The 14,119-nt window shown below is 64.5% G+C and carries 12 protein-coding genes and 1 riboswitch; of the genes, 5 read left to right on the top strand and 7 right to left on the bottom strand.

Annotation, left to right across the window (positions count from 1 at the left end):
* Nucleotides 1-85 precede the first annotated feature (85 nt).
* The 7 genes from WIF35_RS03130 to WIF35_RS03100 form a co-directional block, all read right to left on the bottom strand.
* Entirely contained in the window at nt 86-550 is a 465-nt protein-coding gene (locus tag WIF35_RS03130) for a GNAT family N-acetyltransferase (RefSeq protein ID WP_412480116.1), read from the bottom strand.
* Complete coding sequence (locus WIF35_RS03125) at nt 541-1,698, bottom strand: ribonucleotide-diphosphate reductase subunit beta (RefSeq protein ID WP_412480115.1); 1,158 nt, start codon at nt 1,696-1,698, stop codon at nt 541-543. Before WIF35_RS03125 ends, WIF35_RS03130 begins: the two co-directional genes overlap by 10 nt.
* A 14-nt stretch (nt 1,699-1,712) precedes the next feature.
* Entirely contained in the window at nt 1,713-3,329 is a 1,617-nt protein-coding gene (locus WIF35_RS03120; RefSeq protein ID WP_412480114.1) for an adenosylcobinamide amidohydrolase, read from the bottom strand.
* A 13-nt stretch (nt 3,330-3,342) separates the two neighbouring features.
* Entirely contained in the window at nt 3,343-4,152 is an 810-nt protein-coding gene (locus tag WIF35_RS03115) for an ABC transporter substrate-binding protein (RefSeq protein WP_412480113.1), read from the bottom strand.
* 246 nt (nt 4,153-4,398) lie between these two features.
* Nucleotides 4,399-7,176, bottom strand: coding sequence for a ribonucleoside-diphosphate reductase subunit alpha (locus tag WIF35_RS03110; protein ID WP_412480112.1), 2,778 nt, complete (start codon nt 7,174-7,176; stop codon nt 4,399-4,401).
* A gap of 155 nt (nt 7,177-7,331) precedes the next feature.
* Nucleotides 7,332-7,530, bottom strand: a riboswitch (cobalamin riboswitch).
* Between the two features lie 88 nt (nt 7,531-7,618).
* A complete protein-coding gene (locus WIF35_RS03105; protein WP_412480111.1) occupies nt 7,619-8,047 on the bottom strand; it encodes a PaaI family thioesterase in 429 nt (142 codons plus the stop codon).
* 81 nt (nt 8,048-8,128) lie between these two features.
* On the bottom strand, nt 8,129-9,346 hold the full coding sequence (locus WIF35_RS03100; protein ID WP_412480110.1) for an MFS transporter: 1,218 nt from the start codon (nt 9,344-9,346) through the stop codon (nt 8,129-8,131).
* A 94-nt stretch (nt 9,347-9,440) separates the two neighbouring features.
* On the opposite strand from WIF35_RS03100, the gene WIF35_RS03095 reads away from it, so the two are divergent.
* The 5 genes from WIF35_RS03095 (at nt 9,441) to WIF35_RS03075 (ending at nt 14,053) form a co-directional block, all read left to right on the top strand.
* Nucleotides 9,441-10,334 (top strand): LysR substrate-binding domain-containing protein, encoded by an 894-nt coding sequence (locus WIF35_RS03095; protein ID WP_412480109.1) that lies wholly within the window; start codon nt 9,441-9,443, stop codon nt 10,332-10,334.
* A gap of 39 nt (nt 10,335-10,373) precedes the next feature.
* Nucleotides 10,374-11,747 carry an exonuclease domain-containing protein gene (locus WIF35_RS03090; RefSeq protein ID WP_412480108.1) on the top strand — a complete coding sequence of 458 codons (1,374 nt, stop codon included), beginning with the start codon at nt 10,374-10,376 and terminating at the stop codon, nt 11,745-11,747.
* A gap of 319 nt (nt 11,748-12,066) precedes the next feature.
* Complete coding sequence (locus WIF35_RS03085) at nt 12,067-13,161, top strand: poly(3-hydroxybutyrate) depolymerase (protein ID WP_412480107.1); 1,095 nt, start codon at nt 12,067-12,069, stop codon at nt 13,159-13,161.
* A gap of 56 nt (nt 13,162-13,217) precedes the next feature.
* A complete protein-coding gene (locus WIF35_RS03080) occupies nt 13,218-13,694 on the top strand; it encodes a CreA family protein (protein ID WP_412480106.1) in 477 nt (158 codons plus the stop codon).
* On the top strand, nt 13,691-14,053 hold the full coding sequence (locus WIF35_RS03075; protein WP_412480105.1) for a cupin domain-containing protein: 363 nt from the start codon (nt 13,691-13,693) through the stop codon (nt 14,051-14,053). Before WIF35_RS03080 ends, WIF35_RS03075 begins: the two co-directional genes overlap by 4 nt.
* Nucleotides 14,054-14,119 lie beyond the last annotated feature (66 nt).

Genomic DNA, 14,119 nt, shown 5'->3' with positions numbered 1-14,119 from the left:
TTCGTCGAATGACTTTCAGCAGCAAGTTTCCAAAGTGGCGTGATTTGATATTGGTTGGCTTATAGATCATTCCCTTCCTAACGCTCTACACCAATCCCACCCTAACCCTCGGATACCCCACACCCTCCGTCATCCAGTACCCCAAGCCCGCACAAATTTTCCGGGCGACCGGGTGGCCGGTGGCGAGGTGGATTTCGTGGATACCTTGTTCGGCGGCGTAGGCGAGCGCGGCCTGGAATAGGCGGCGCGCCCTGCCCTGGCGGCGTTGGGCGGCGAGGACGCTGGCGCCGAGTTCGGCGAAGCTGTCATAGACCGCGAGGTGGATGAAACCGGAGAGTTGGCCGTCCGGCTCAATGGTGGCGAATCCGTAGTCTTTGGCGAAGTCGATGCGCTCGACGTAGGCGGCGATGCCTTCGTCGGGCAGCGGGCTGGCGAAGCGGCCGTAGCGGTCGTCCCGGTTCAGGGCGAGCAGGTGCTTGAGTACGGCGGGTCGCCACACGGCCGACAGGCGCAGCGGTGTGGCGAACAGTCGTTCGCCGATCAATCCCAAGCGAGCGCCCCGCCCGTCTGGTACTCGGTGACGCGGGTTTCGAAGAAGTTCTTTTCCTTGCGCAGGTTGGCTTGCTCGTCGAGCCAGGGCAGGACGTTTTCAGCGCCGGGGAAAGGCTCGGCGACGCCGACCTGGCGGGCGCGGCGGTTGGCGATGAAGCGGAACTGCTGCACGTGCAGCTCGGCGTTGTAGCCGAGAATGGGCTCGCGCAGGATGTAGCCAGCGTAGGCAGCTTCGGCGGCCTCGGCTTCGTCCCACAACTGGCGCAGGGCCTGCGGGTCGAGTTCCAGCCCCTCTTCCTTGAGCAGTTCGCGCACGACGCGGATGCCGAAGGCGCAGTGCAGCACTTCGTCGCGCATGATGTATTGCAACTGCTCGGCCGCACCTTTCATCAGGCCGCGCCGTTGCAGCGCAAAGACCGGGGTGAAGCCGTTGTAGAACCAGCAGCCTTCGAAGATCACCGCAAAGAAGAAATAAGAGAGCGCGAATTCGTGCAGGTTGGCGCGGTCGGTCAGGTCGAAATCGGAGCGCAGCACCTTTTCCAGCCGGCGGTTGGCCAGCGCGATCTTGCCGTGGATTTCGGGCACCACGCGGTAGCGGTTGTAGATTTCCTGCTGATCCAGCCCGATGCTTTCGATGCAGTGCTGGTAGGTCCAGGTGTGCAGCGCTTCTTCATAGACCTGGCGGGCCTGGTAGATCTGCAGCTCGGGCGCGCTCATCTTCTCCATCACCGCCAGGCCGATGTTGCGCATGGCCAGAATGTCGGAGGTGGTCAGGTAGGCCAGCACGTTCTCGAAAACGTGGCGCTCGGCCTGGCTGAGCTTGTGGTGGTAGTCGTGCACGTCCTGCGCCATGCTGATTTCGAGCGGCGTCCAGTGGTTGCGGTTGGCCTTCAGGAAGAACTCCCAGGCCCAGGGGTATTTGAAAGGCGCCAGCTGGTTGATGTCGGCCTTGCCATTGACGATGCGCTTGTCGGCGGCGTTGATCGCGCCCAGCGCGGCGGCCGGCGGCGGACTGCTGCGGTGCACCTCGGTTTTTGCCCAATTTTCACTGTGCACCGCAGCAGTGGGTTGGGAGGCGGCTGCGGTGGTGGATGCAGTATCTTGCGACGGGGTTTCCCAGTCGTCGAAACGGTAGGCGGCGTTCATGGGGGCTCCTGGGTTCAGTTGGGACGGACGGTGCGGAAGCGCTGCTTGCGGTTCCAGTCCACGTAAAAGATGTCGCCTTCGGCGGCGGTGAAGGTGTGCAGGCGTTTGCCCTTGACCGAGACAGCGCTCTCGCCGCGCGAGAAGTCGAGTTCTGGCTCCTTGCCGCCGCGATTGACGATGACCATCGGCAGGCCGGTTTCGCGCGAGCGCTTTTCCCAGACATCGCCCGGCCCCATGCCTTCGACCGGCGGCCAGTTGGCCGGCGAGATCAGGATGTCGGCGCCGCGCTGGGCCAGTTGGGCGGCGGGTTGGGCGGCCCAGGCATCGGCGCAGATCAGCGTGCCGACAGCGATGCCATCGACCGTAAACGGCTGCCCTTCGCTGCCCGCCTGCGACCAGGCTTCGGCACTGCCGACCGGGCGCTGCTTGCGGTAGGTGCCGAGCACCTTGCCGCTGCGGTCGATCACCGCCACGCTGTTGTGCAGCTTGCCGCTGCGCTCGTCGCGCTCGGCCACGCCGACAAAGAGCGCCACCTGGTTGTCGCGGGCGATGGCGGCCAGCGTGCTGACCCAGGCGCTGGGGAAAGGCGCGATCCAGTCGGTGCCGACGCGCTTGGCGAAGTTGTAGCCGGTTTCGGCCAGCTCCGGCGTCACCACCCAATCGGCCCCGTTGCGCACGGCCTGGCGGATGCCGTTTTCAATGCGCTCGCGATTGCCGGCGATGTCGCCCGGCACCGGGTCGAGATGCAGCAGCGCTAGGCGCAGATCGCCCGCCGATTTGGCCGGGCCGTTGGCGGCCTCGGCAAAACGCTTGCTGCCGGGCAGGAAAAAGCCGTTCTGCTTGCCCAGCGCCTCGACCACGGCGGCGTAGGTGGCTTTGCCGATCAGCTCGCCGATGCGGCTGTGACCACCGGTGTAGCTGGCGCGCGGTGCGGCGTTGCCGGAAACAACGATGATGCTGTCGGTACCGGTGCCGGTCGCTTGCACGTCCTTCGTATAGCTGCTCGGCACGCGCAGGTCTTCGAGCGCCGCCGTCTTGCCTTCGGTGACGGTGATCAGTGCGCGGGCCAGCGCAGCGTCGCTGAGCGCGATGTTGCTCAGCACCATGATGTTGATGGTGCCGGCCGGCGGCGTGGCACTGACCTGGCCTTCGATGTAGGCCCCGGCATCGACGCCGGTGCGGATGGCGTTGGTGCGCGCGCCGGCCGTGGCCAGCACGGTGACGGTGAGCGGGCCGTAGCGCCGAGTGACGACGGCGAGGTTATCCATGTCGGCGGCCGTGGACATCTGGGCCAGTGCCTGACGCGGCAGTTGCAGACGGTCGGCCGTGGCATCGCGCACCTCCGCGGCGTAGGCCTTGCTGTCGCGGCCGAGGCTGTGCCAGAGCCTAGGGTGCGCCGCATGATTGATCGCCGCCTGCGCATCAAGCATGCCGTCGCTGGTCGACAGCACGCGGCGCTCGCCGGCAAAGCGGACGATCAGGGTCTTTTCCCACAAACCGTCGCGTTCGCTGCGGTGCACCTGCATGGTGGCGCCAATTTCGTCAGGCAAGGCCGTTTCGCTGGCACTGGCCCACAGGGGCAGGAGCAGGAAAACCAGCAGCCAGCGGCGGAGGGAGATCGTTATTTTCATGGGCGACTCTCGCTCAGGCGCCAAAGGCGGCCATGGTCTGGCGTAGCTCCTCCAGGCCCTTGAGCAACTCGGGGCCGGGATGGGTGAAGTGCTCGCCGGTCAGCGGCAGGATGGGAATGCCGGGCTTGGCGATGGCCGGATTGCAGCTTTCGGACTTGCGGTCCTGCAGCGCGAACAGCAGATCTGGCTGGCGCTGGCTGATCCAGGCCGCAACGTCGCCCTTCGGCGTACCGGCTTTGAAGTTGCGAATGTTGTCGTGGTCGGCTAACACCTCGAAGCCGGCAGCGCTGAACAGTTCATACAGCGTGCTGCCCTTGCCGAAGGAATACGGCGTATCGCTGCATGCCGAGAGGATCAGCACGCGGCGCTGGCGGCTATCGACCCGGGCGGCGGCCTGGCGCCAATCGGTGGCGAACTGGGCGACGCGCCGGTCGATGTCATTCACCTTGGCCGCCTGCCCGACCTCGCGCAGCATGGTCTCGACCCCGGCCATGCCGCGGAAGCCGCCAACGCGCACGGCCTGCACGCCATGCGGCGTGGCCGATTGCACGGTTTCTTCCTTGGTCCATTCGGAGTAGATGACGACATCCGGCTCCAGATCGGCCATCGCCGCACCATCCGGGTCCATGACGCCGCCGGTGTGGAAGAGCGGCAGGCGGTCGTAGCGGCTGACGCCGACGATGCAATCGCCCCGCCCCATCCACTCCAGCGCCCGGCTGATGTAGGGCGACTGGCTGATGATGCGCGGGCAATCGGCCGCCTGGGCGAGGTTGGCAAGCAGCGCGAGGCTGAGCAGGAGGAAGGTTTTAAGGTGGTATTTCATTGTTGATTCTCGGCAATCGCTCCAATTGTTTCGTCGTCCCCGCGTCCCAAAGGGACTTCCTCCGGTCGCAGGCGGGGACCCAGGAGTGCTCCTCTGGATTCCCGCCTTCGCGGGAATGACGGATGCGGGAGATGTACGAATTTCACTGGCAAGCCTCGCACTCCGGATTGTGGCTACGGCCGCTGTGCTTAACCCGGCGAGCCGGGTTAGCCTGCGCCGCAATCCGTCGAATTGATTTTCTTTGCATCACTGACATGCCTCACACTCTGGATTGTCAATCGAGCAAAACTTCGCCGCCTCTTCCGGCGCCACGGCCTCATCCCGCCCACCGGCCTTTTCGGCCTGGCTGGCGCCGAGGGTGCGCAGATAGTAGGTGGTTTTGAGGCCGCGTTTCCAGGCCAGCTTGTAGATTTCGTCGAGTTTCTTGCCGGAGGGCAGCGCCAGGTAGAGATTGAGTGATTGCGCCTGGTCGATCCACTTCTGGCGGCGGGCGGCGGCTTCGACCAGCCATACCGGGTCCATCTCGAAGGCGGTGGCGTAGCGGGCTTTCAGTTCTTCTGGCACGCGGTCGATGCGGGCGAGCGAGCCGTCGAAGTACTTGAGGTCGGCGACCATCACTTCGTCCCACAAGTCGAGCGCCTTCAGATCGCGCACCAGGGCTTCGTTGACCACGGTGAACTCGCCGGAGAGGTTGGATTTGACGTAGAGGTTCTGATAGGCCGGCTCGATGCTGGCCGAGACGCCGACGATGTTGGAGATGGTGGCGGTCGGCGCGATGGCGATGCAGTTGGAGTTGCGCATGCCGTGGGTGGCGATGCGCAGGCGCAGGGCCGCCCAGTCGAGGCGCATGCTGCGGTCGACCTCGACGGCCTCCCCTCGCCCATCTTCGAGCAGGCCGATGGAGTCGAGCGGCAGGATGCCCTGGTCCCACAAGCTGCCGGCAAAGCTGGAGTAGCGGCCGCGCTCGCAGGCCAGCTCGGTGGAGGCCCAATAGGCGTGGAAGCAGACGGCTTCCATGCTGCGGTCGGCGAATTCGACGGCCTCCGGCGAGGCGTAGGCCAGGCCGAGTTCGTACAAGCAATCGGCAAAGCCCATGATGCCGAGGCCGACCGGGCGGTGGCGCAGATTGGCGTTGCGCGCTTTGGGCGTGGCGTAGAAGTTGATGTCGACGACGTTGTCGAGCATGCGCATGGCCGTCTGGATGGTGCGGGCCAGCTTGGCCTGGTCGAGCGCGCCGTCCTTCAGGTGAGCCAGCAGATTGACCGAACCGAGGTTGCAGACGGCGGTTTCCTCGTCGGAGGTATTCAGGGTGATCTCGGTGCACAGGTTGGAGCTATGCACCACGCCGACGTGCTGCTGCGGCGAGCGCAGGTTGCAGGCATCCTTGAAGGTGATCCACGGATGCCCAGTCTCGAACAGCATGGTCAGCATCTTGCGCCACAGCTGCACGGCCGACACCTTCTTGTGCAGACGGATCTCGCCGGCCGCAGCCCTGGCCTCGTAGGCTTCGTAGGCGGCGGCGAAATCGGCGCCGAACTTGTCGTGCAGATCGGGCACGTCGGAGGGCGAAAAGAGCGTCCATTCGCCGCCGGCCTGCACGCGCTGCATAAAGAGGTCGGGAATCCAGTTGGCGGTGTTCATGTCATGCGTGCGGCGGCGCTCGTCACCGGTGTTCTTGCGCAGATCGAGGAACTCCTCGATGTCGAGGTGCCAGGTTTCGAGGTAGGCACAGACCGCGCCCTTGCGCTTGCCGCCTTGGTTCACCGCGACCGCCGTGTCGTTCACCACTTTCAAGAAAGGAATGACGCCCTGGCTCTGCCCGTTGGTGCCCTTGATGCGGCTGCCCAGCGCGCGTACCGGCGTCCAGTCGTTGCCCAGGCCACCGGCGTATTTTTGCAGCAACGCGTTTTCCTTGACCGCCTGGTAGATGCCCTCGAGGTCGTCGGCCACCGTCGTCAGGTAGCACGACGACAGCTGCGAGTGCAGCGTGCCGCTGTTGAACAGCGTCGGCGTCGAGCACATGAAATCGAAGCTGGAAATCAGGTCGTAGAACTCGATGGCGCGGGCTTCGCGGTCGATCTCGTTGAGCGCCAGCCCCATGGCGACGCGCATGAAGAAGATCTGCGGCAGCTCGATGCGGCGGCCATCGATGTGCAGGAAGTAGCGGTCGTACAGGGTTTGCAGCCCAAGATAGCCGAACAGGTGGTCGCGCTCCGGCTTGAGGGCGGCGGCCAGGCAGTCGAGGTCGAAATCCTTCAGGCGCGGGTCGAGCAGTTCGGCGGCGATGCCCTGGCCGATGAATTTTGGCAAATATTCGCGGTACACCGCAGCAGTGGCCTCCGGCGCCACCGGCTGGCCGATGGCTTCGTCCATCAGGCTGGCCAGCAGCAGGCGAGCGGTGGCGTAGTTGTAACCAGGCTCGCGCTCGATCAGCGTGCGCGCGGCGAGGATCAGCGCCTGCTTGACCTCGGCCAGGGCGACGCCGTCGTAGAGGTTTTTCAGCGCGTGGTCGAGGATGGTGCGGGCCGAGACACCCTCACCCAACCCGGCGCAGGCTGCTTCGCAGGTTTTCAGCAAGGCGGCGACGTCGAGTGGGCGGCGCTCGCCGTCGACCGTCACATGCAGCGCCGGCACGCCCTGCACTTCCGCCTGCGCGGCACGCTCGGCGGCGCGGCGTTCGCGGTAGAGCACGTAGGCGCGGGCGACGTCGTGTTCGCCGGCGCGCATCAGCGCCAATTCGACCTGATCCTGGATGTCCTCGATATGCACCGTGCCGCCATCCGGCAAGCGGCGAGTCAACGAGCGGACGACGGTGTCAGTCAGCCGGGCCACGACTTCGCGTACTCGCGACGACACGGCGCTCTGGCTGCCCTCGACGGCGAGGAAAGCCTTGGTCAGCGCAACCGATATCTTCTCGGGATGAAAGGCGACGACGGCGCCGTTGCGGCGGATGACCTGCAGGGCGGCGAGCGCCGATTCGCTGGCCGAGTAATCAGAAATGCGCGCTAGGACGTTCGAGGACACGACGATTCTCCGAATTGGGGGGCGGAGAAGCGAAAGAGCGTGCCGGACGCGCGACGAACGTCACCCCGGGCCAAGCCCAAGGCAGCAAACGACGCACGAACGAAAACGAGCAGCAACACGCAAAACCTTTCGTCAGGGACACCCCGCCCCATCGTTGGTTGGAAGGACGTTGCGGCAGGTCTCCTGGCTCTCGGCTCAGCGCGTTTCGTCCGCCTTCCCGGTAAGAACCAGTGGCCAGAATGGCGAAACGCTCGCCGATGACAGTTGCGGGGGCAGCCCCGGATTTCAGACCTTACGGCCCGGCACCGGATTCCCTTTTAATCCCTGAAAGGAACCATCAACGAAGCGCAGTTTATGCGCAGCGGCTATTGAAGGTCAACAGCCGGGACACTAAATGTAGTAGCAGATGCTTAATCAGCCACTACTGATAGTGGCAGTTATCTCACTTTGGCCACAGAATCATCTGCGTACAGCGAAACAGCGCCAGCTTGCGGCCGGAGGCCTCGTCGGTGACCACGGCATCCCACACCTGCGTCGTGCACCCGAGATGCTGCGCCGTCGCCACGCAACTGACCACGCCTTCGGTGACCGTGCCGAGATGGTTGCTCTTTAGCTCGATGGTGGTGAAAGACTGCGCCCCATCCGGCAGATGGGCGATGGTCGCGTAGCCGCAGCTGGTATCGGCCAGCGCCACCACACTCGCCGCGTGCAGGAACTCGTTCGGCGCGATGTGCAGCTTCTGGATCGGCATCCGGCTCTTCAACTGATTCGGCGCCAGCTCGGTGATCTCGATGCCGAGATAACCGGGCAGGTACTCCTTGCCACGTTGATTGAGGATGTCGATGCTGACTTCGGGGCGCAATTTGCTCATGTGCTGTCTCCTTTTATGGTTTTTGATTGGTGTTGCTTTTATTTCCCCATCCCCGCGAAAAGATGGGGATGGGGTTTGGTTTTAAGCCGGCTGCGCTGCTGCGCGTACGACCGGTGCCTCGCGGATCGGCAGATTGACCAGGGCGGCAGCAGCGGCCAGCACCATGTCGGCGTACCACATCCAGGTGAAGTCGCCGTATTGCGTAATAGCCAGGCCGCCCAGCCAGGCACCGAGGAAGCCGCCGACCTGGTGCGACAGCAGCGTCAGACCGAACAGCGTGCCGAGGTAGCGCGTGCCGAACAGTTTTCCGACGATGGCGGCCGTGGGCGGCACGGTGGCCAGCCAGGTGAAACCGAGGCCAGCGGCGAAGGCGTAGAAGGTCCAGTCGGTTCGCGGCAGCATCAGGTAGATGGCGACCAGCACGGCACGCGAGCCGTACATGGCGGCCAGGATGTACTTGCTGCGGTACTTGCCGACACAGGCGCCGGCGTAGATGCTGCCGACGATGTTGAACAGGCCAATGATGGCCAGCGACCAGCTGGCGACCGAAGCCGGCAGGCCGCACAGATTGACCTCACCCGGCAGGTGAGTGACGAGGAAGGCGATGTGGAAGCCGCAGGTGAAAAAACCGGCGTGCAGGAGCCAGTAGCTCGGGTTCTTCAGGGCGGTGGTGACAGCGTGGCGCAGCCCCTGGTCGCCTTCGACATGCGGATGCGGCGCCGTCTGCTTGCCAGTCAGCTTGTTCACCAGCGGGATGGCGGCCAGGGAAATGATGGCCATGGCCCATAGGCTGTTCATCCAGCCGATGCTCTGGATCAGCTTCTGGTTGATCGGGGCGAAGATGAACTGGCCAAATGAGCCGCCGGCGTTGATCACGCCCGAGGCCCCACCGCGCGATTCGAGCGGCAGACGCTGCGCTGCCGCGCCGATCAGCACCGAGAAGCTGCCGGCGCCGGAACCCATCGAGGCGAGCAGGCCGAAGGTCAGCGCCAGTCCAAAACCACTCTGCACGAAGGGCGTCACAGCGCAACCGATGGCCAGGATGATCAGCGCTGCCATGAGTACCGGGCGCGGGCCATAGCGATCGGCCACCGCGCCGGCCACCGGCTGAATGGCACCCCAGGTGAACTGGCCGACGGCCAGCGCAAAGCTGATGGTCGCCACGCCCAGGCCGGTCGACGTATCCATCGGGCTGATGAACAGGCCAAAGGACTGACGAATGCCCATGGTCACCATCAGGATGCCGGCCGCCGCCAGCGTGATGGCAAGAACGCCGGGGTGCTGCAGACTTCTGAACATGCCGCTCTCCTTTTTTTTCTGCCTTAAATTATTTCGGCATGTGCTTATGACGACAACTGATAATATTTGTGCCATACGATAGTTTTTCTGCACCATGGACCGCTACCCGCCACTTAATTCGCTGATTGCCTTTGATGCCGCCATGCGCACCAACAGTTTTTCTATGGCAGCGAAGGAATTGTTCGTGACTCCCGGCGCGGTCGGGCAGCAGATCCAGAAACTGGAAGCCTGGCTCGGCGTGACGCTGTTCGTTCGCCGTATCCGTCAGGTGGAGCCGACGCCCGAGGGGCTGATCTACTGGAAGCGCATTCAGCCGGCGCTGGTGCAGATTCGCGACGCCAGCGGCGCGCTCAAGGACGGCCGGCGTACCGGCGTCTGGCTGTCGATGCCGCCGACCTTCGCCGCCAAGTGGTTCACCCGGCACATGGCCAACTTCCTGACCCAATACCCGGATACCGAGCTGCACCTGAATTCTTCGACCGCCCTGGTCGATTTCGACAGCGAACAGGTCGACCTGGCCATCCGCTACTTCGACGGCCACGCGCCTGAACTCGACGCCACCCTGCTCGCCACCGACGACGCCCGCGTCTACTGCAGCCCGGATTACGCCCGGCGGGCCAATATCCGCCAGCCGGAGGACATCCTGCGCTGCACCCTGCTCAACACGACTTACCACCCGCACTGGCCGACCTGGCTGGAGCGCTTCTCCAGCCTGCGGGCGGAACAGGTGCGTGGCATTCCCGCCATCCACTTCGACCAGGCGCTGCTCGCCATCGACGCCGCCTGCCGCGGCCAGGGCCTGGTCATGACCAGCCGCCTGGTCACCGGCGAGGAAACGGCGGCCGGCACACTGATCGAACCCTTCCCGCATCGCCTGCCGCTGTCCACCGGGTATTACGTCGTGCATCCCAAACGCACCCCGCTGCGCCCCGCGCCCGAGCGCTTCAAGGCCTGGCTGCTGGAGCAATTCAGGGCACCCGAAGTCTGATCGCCCCGGCACCGGCCCGGACGTGAGAAAATCGCGGCCATGCGCTCCCTAGCTTTTGTCGACCTGGAAACCACCGGCGCCACCGCCACCCATGACCGCATCACCGAAATCGGCATCGTCGAAGTCGATGAAGATGGTTCGGTGCGCGAGTGGCAGCAACTGGTCAATCCGGGCATGCGGATTCCGCCCTTCATCGAACAGCTCACCGGCATCAGCAATGACATGGTGGCCGATGCACCACCCTTCGAAGCCATCGCCGACGAGGCGCTGCGCCGTCTGCACGGCCGGCTGTTCATCGCCCACAACGCGCGCTTCGACTACGGTTTCCTGAAAACCGAATTCAAACGCTTGGGGGTCGATTTCAAGGCCAACGTGTTGTGTACGGTGAAGCTTTCGCGCGCCCTGTATCCGGAGCACCATCGCCACAACCTGGACAGCCTGATCGAGCGCCACGGCCTGCATGCCGAGGGCCGCCACCGGGCGCTGGCCGACGCCCAGCTCATCCACCAATTTTGGCAAAAAATCCATGTGCACCGCAGCAGCGAGGAAATCGAGGCTGCCCTGAAGAAACAGAACGCCCGCCCCAGCCTGCCGCCCAATCTCGACCCGACGGTGGTCGATGAGCTACCGGAAACGCCGGGGGTCTACCTCTTTCATGGCGAGAACGAGCTGCCGATCTACATCGGCAAGGCCAAGAACATCCGCACCCGCGTGCTCTCGCACTTCTCGGCCGACGTGCGCTCGAGCAAGGAAATGGCGCTGGCCCAGCAGGTGCGACGCATCACCTGGATCGAAACGGCCGGCGAGATCGGCGCGCTGCTCAAGGAATCGGCCCTGGTCAAGGAACTGCTTCCGACCCACAACCGCATGCTGCGCAAGAACGACGAGGTGTGCACCTGGACGCTGGTCGACGAAGGCGAAGGCCTGCTCCGCCCGCAACTCGCCTGGGCGCGCGACCTCGAATTCGGCATCGGCACCTCGTGCTACGGCCTGTTCAAGAACAGCAAGGAAGCCAACGAGGCGCTGCGCGGCCTGGCCGAATCGCACAACCTGTGCGACATCCTGCTCGGTCTGCAGAAAGCCGCGCCGGGCAAGCCCTGCTTCGGTTTCCAGATTCGCCGCTGCAAGGGCGCCTGTGTCGGCAAGGAGCCTTACGCCAAGCACACCATGCGCCTGATGACGGCGCTGACCAGCCTAAAGCTCGTCTCCTGGCCCTTCCCCGGCCCGGCCATCATCCGCGAGGGCGACGAAGCCCACCTGATCGAAGGCTGGCGCTATCTCGGCACGGCCAAATCGGATGATGAACTGACCGAACTGCTGGACAACGGCCGCCCGCAATTCGACCGCGACACCTTCAAGATCCTGACCAAATACGTTGGCAAGATGGAGCCGCTCCCGGTCAAAAATATATAATTGTCATGAATCCATGCTATAGGGCGTATTCACAGTAAGCGACGGGCTGCGCAAGGGGTTGGCGGGGAGGCAGTGCAAGGCGCCGCTCGCGCCGTGCAGTGATCTGCACAAGCGGGCGGCAAGGCGGCAATGCGCCCCGCCAAACCCTTGCCCTTCGGGTTTGCTGGCTCGGGCGGTCGTCGGCGTTGCTCGGCTTAGGAATGGAACGCCATTCCCTGCCCCTCGCGCCTTGACGCCCCTCCCGTGCCAGCAAACGCAGTTCCGCCGGTTACTGTGAATACGCCCTAATTTTGGAGCGCCTTTTTGAAGGAGGATTGCCATGACTCCCTGGAAGCCCCGTCTTGTTGGTGTCGCCCTCGGCCTACTCGCCATTACCGTACAGGCCGACACCTTGCCCGCCCTGCCGCCGCTCAATATCGACCTGAGCCAGACCTCGGTTTCGGGCATTTCCTCCGGCGGTTTCATGGCCGTGCAATTCCAGGTGGCCAATTCGAGCATCGTGCGTGGCGCCGGCATCGTTGCCGCCGGCCCCTACGCGTGCGCCCGCGACGACGTATTCCGCGCCACCACGCTCTGCTCCTGCACCGGCGAGCCCTTGCTGGCCTGCCGGGTCGATACCGACAGCGCCGACGTGCCCAAATTGCTCGACCTCGTCCGCCAACGTGGCGCCGCCGGCAGCATCGACGATCCGGCCCAGCTGGCGAAGCAAAACGTGGTGATTCTCTCGGGCGGCAAGGACAGCCTGGTGCCGGCGGCCATCACGCAGCAACTGGTCAATTTTTATAGTGCGCTGGGCATCCCGGCCGCCCAAGTAAAATCGGTGCCGCTGCCCAAGGCCGGCCACACCATGCCGACACCGAGCTACGGCGCCGCCTGTGCGGTGACCGACACGCCCTACATCGGAAAATGCGGCTTCGACGGAGCCAAGACGCTGCTCGAAGGCATCTACGGCCCGCTCAAGGGCGCCGCCAGCAGCAAACCGAAAGGCCAGCTGATCGAATTCGACCAGACGCCGTACCTCACCCAGGCCGGCAATTTCCTGTGGAGCAGCGGCATGGACCGCAGCGGCTGGGTTTATGTGCCGCCGACCTGCGCCCGCGGCGAACCCTGCCGGCTGCACATCGCCTTGCACGGCTGCAAGCAGGGCCAGAGCTTCCTGCCGCTGAAACCGCCGCCGGGCGGCGGGCTGTATTACGGCACGACCTTCGTGCGCAATGCTGGCTACCTGCGTTGGGCCGACAACAACCGGCTGGTCGTGCTCTTTCCGCAGGCCGTTTCCATCCCCGGCACCAACCCGAATGGCTGCTGGGACTGGTGGGGCTATACGGACAGCCGCTACGCCGAACGCGACGGCGTGCAGATACGCGCCCTGCGCGCCATGGCCGAAGCGCTGGCCGCCGGCGCCAAGCCCTGAGCGGTGATGCGGGCGACCTGCGATAATGGCGGCCCAACCCTAGCCTAGGATTTGCCATGCCCTTATTGCGTCGCCTGCTCGCCCCGCTCGCTGCTGCCCTGCTGTTCGCCGCCCTGCCGGCGGCTGCCGACGAGGAAATCGGCTGCGTCACCACGGCCTGGAAGCTGATCGGCGCCAACCACCGCGTCTGCGTCTATGCCTTCGACGACCCGCGCATTCCCGGCGTCACCTGCCACATCAGCCAGGCGCGCACCGGCGGCGTCAAGGGCAGCTTCGGACTGGCACAGGACCCTTCCGAATTCTCGCTGGCCTGCCGCCAGATCGGGCCGATCACGCTGCCTGCCAAGCTGCCGGAAAACGAGGTGATCTTCAGCGAAGACACCTCGCTGATCTTCAAGGAAACCCGGGTCAGCCGCTTCATGGATACCAAGCGCAATGTGCTGGTCTATCTGGCGCTCAGCCGCAAGCTGATTGAGGGCGCACCGGCCAACGCCATTTCCACCGTGCCGATCCAGCCCTGGGGTGGCAAGTGAGCGTCCATACTCGCTACCCGGACGTCACGGCCTACATCACGAAGGACGGCTCGGAGATTCGCGAACTGCTGCATCCGACGCAGCACGCCGTTAAAAACCAGAGCCTGGCCGAAGCCATCGTGCCACCGGGCGGCAAGACCTTGCTGCACCGCCACCGCCTGACCGAAGAGATTTATCACATCACCCAAGGCCAAGGCCTGATGACGCTGGGCGATAACGAATTTGCCGTCGCGCCCGGCGACAGCATCGCTATCGCACCGGGCACGCCACACTGCATCGCCAACACCGGCCACGCGCCGCTGCACATCCTGTGCTGCTGCGCGCCGGCCTATTCGCACGACGACACCGAGTTGCTCTAAGCTGGGCGGGCGGCTATCGTAGATGCATGGCGGCAGTTCGCCGCCGCATCGACCTTCCAGCCGATC

Source organism: Azonexus sp. IMCC34839, from assembly GCF_047047955.1.
Classification (GTDB): domain Bacteria; phylum Pseudomonadota; class Gammaproteobacteria; order Burkholderiales; family Rhodocyclaceae; genus Azonexus.
Note: the sequence above shows the minus strand (reverse complement) of the source record. Positions and strands in the feature narration are given on the sequence as shown.

Excerpts from the sequence above, each read along its gene's own strand:
- WIF35_RS03090 (WP_412480108.1), top strand. The coding sequence starts at position 10,374 with ATGCGCTCCCTAGCTTTTGTCGACCTGGAAACCACCGGCGCCACCGCC.
- WIF35_RS03095 (WP_412480109.1), top strand. The coding sequence starts at position 9,441 with ATGGACCGCTACCCGCCACTTAATTCGCTGATTGCCTTTGATGCCGCC.
- WIF35_RS03125 (WP_412480115.1), bottom strand. The coding sequence starts at position 1,698 with ATGAACGCCGCCTACCGTTTCGACGACTGGGAAACCCCGTCGCAAGAT.
- WIF35_RS03100 (WP_412480110.1), bottom strand. The coding sequence starts at position 9,346 with ATGTTCAGAAGTCTGCAGCACCCCGGCGTTCTTGCCATCACGCTGGCG.
- WIF35_RS03115 (WP_412480113.1), bottom strand. The coding sequence starts at position 4,152 with ATGAAATACCACCTTAAAACCTTCCTCCTGCTCAGCCTCGCGCTGCTT.
- WIF35_RS03120 (WP_412480114.1), bottom strand. The coding sequence starts at position 3,329 with ATGAAAATAACGATCTCCCTCCGCCGCTGGCTGCTGGTTTTCCTGCTC.
- WIF35_RS03085 (WP_412480107.1), top strand. The coding sequence starts at position 12,067 with ATGACTCCCTGGAAGCCCCGTCTTGTTGGTGTCGCCCTCGGCCTACTC.
- WIF35_RS03080 (WP_412480106.1), top strand. The coding sequence starts at position 13,218 with ATGCCCTTATTGCGTCGCCTGCTCGCCCCGCTCGCTGCTGCCCTGCTG.
- WIF35_RS03105 (WP_412480111.1), bottom strand. The coding sequence starts at position 8,047 with ATGAGCAAATTGCGCCCCGAAGTCAGCATCGACATCCTCAATCAACGT.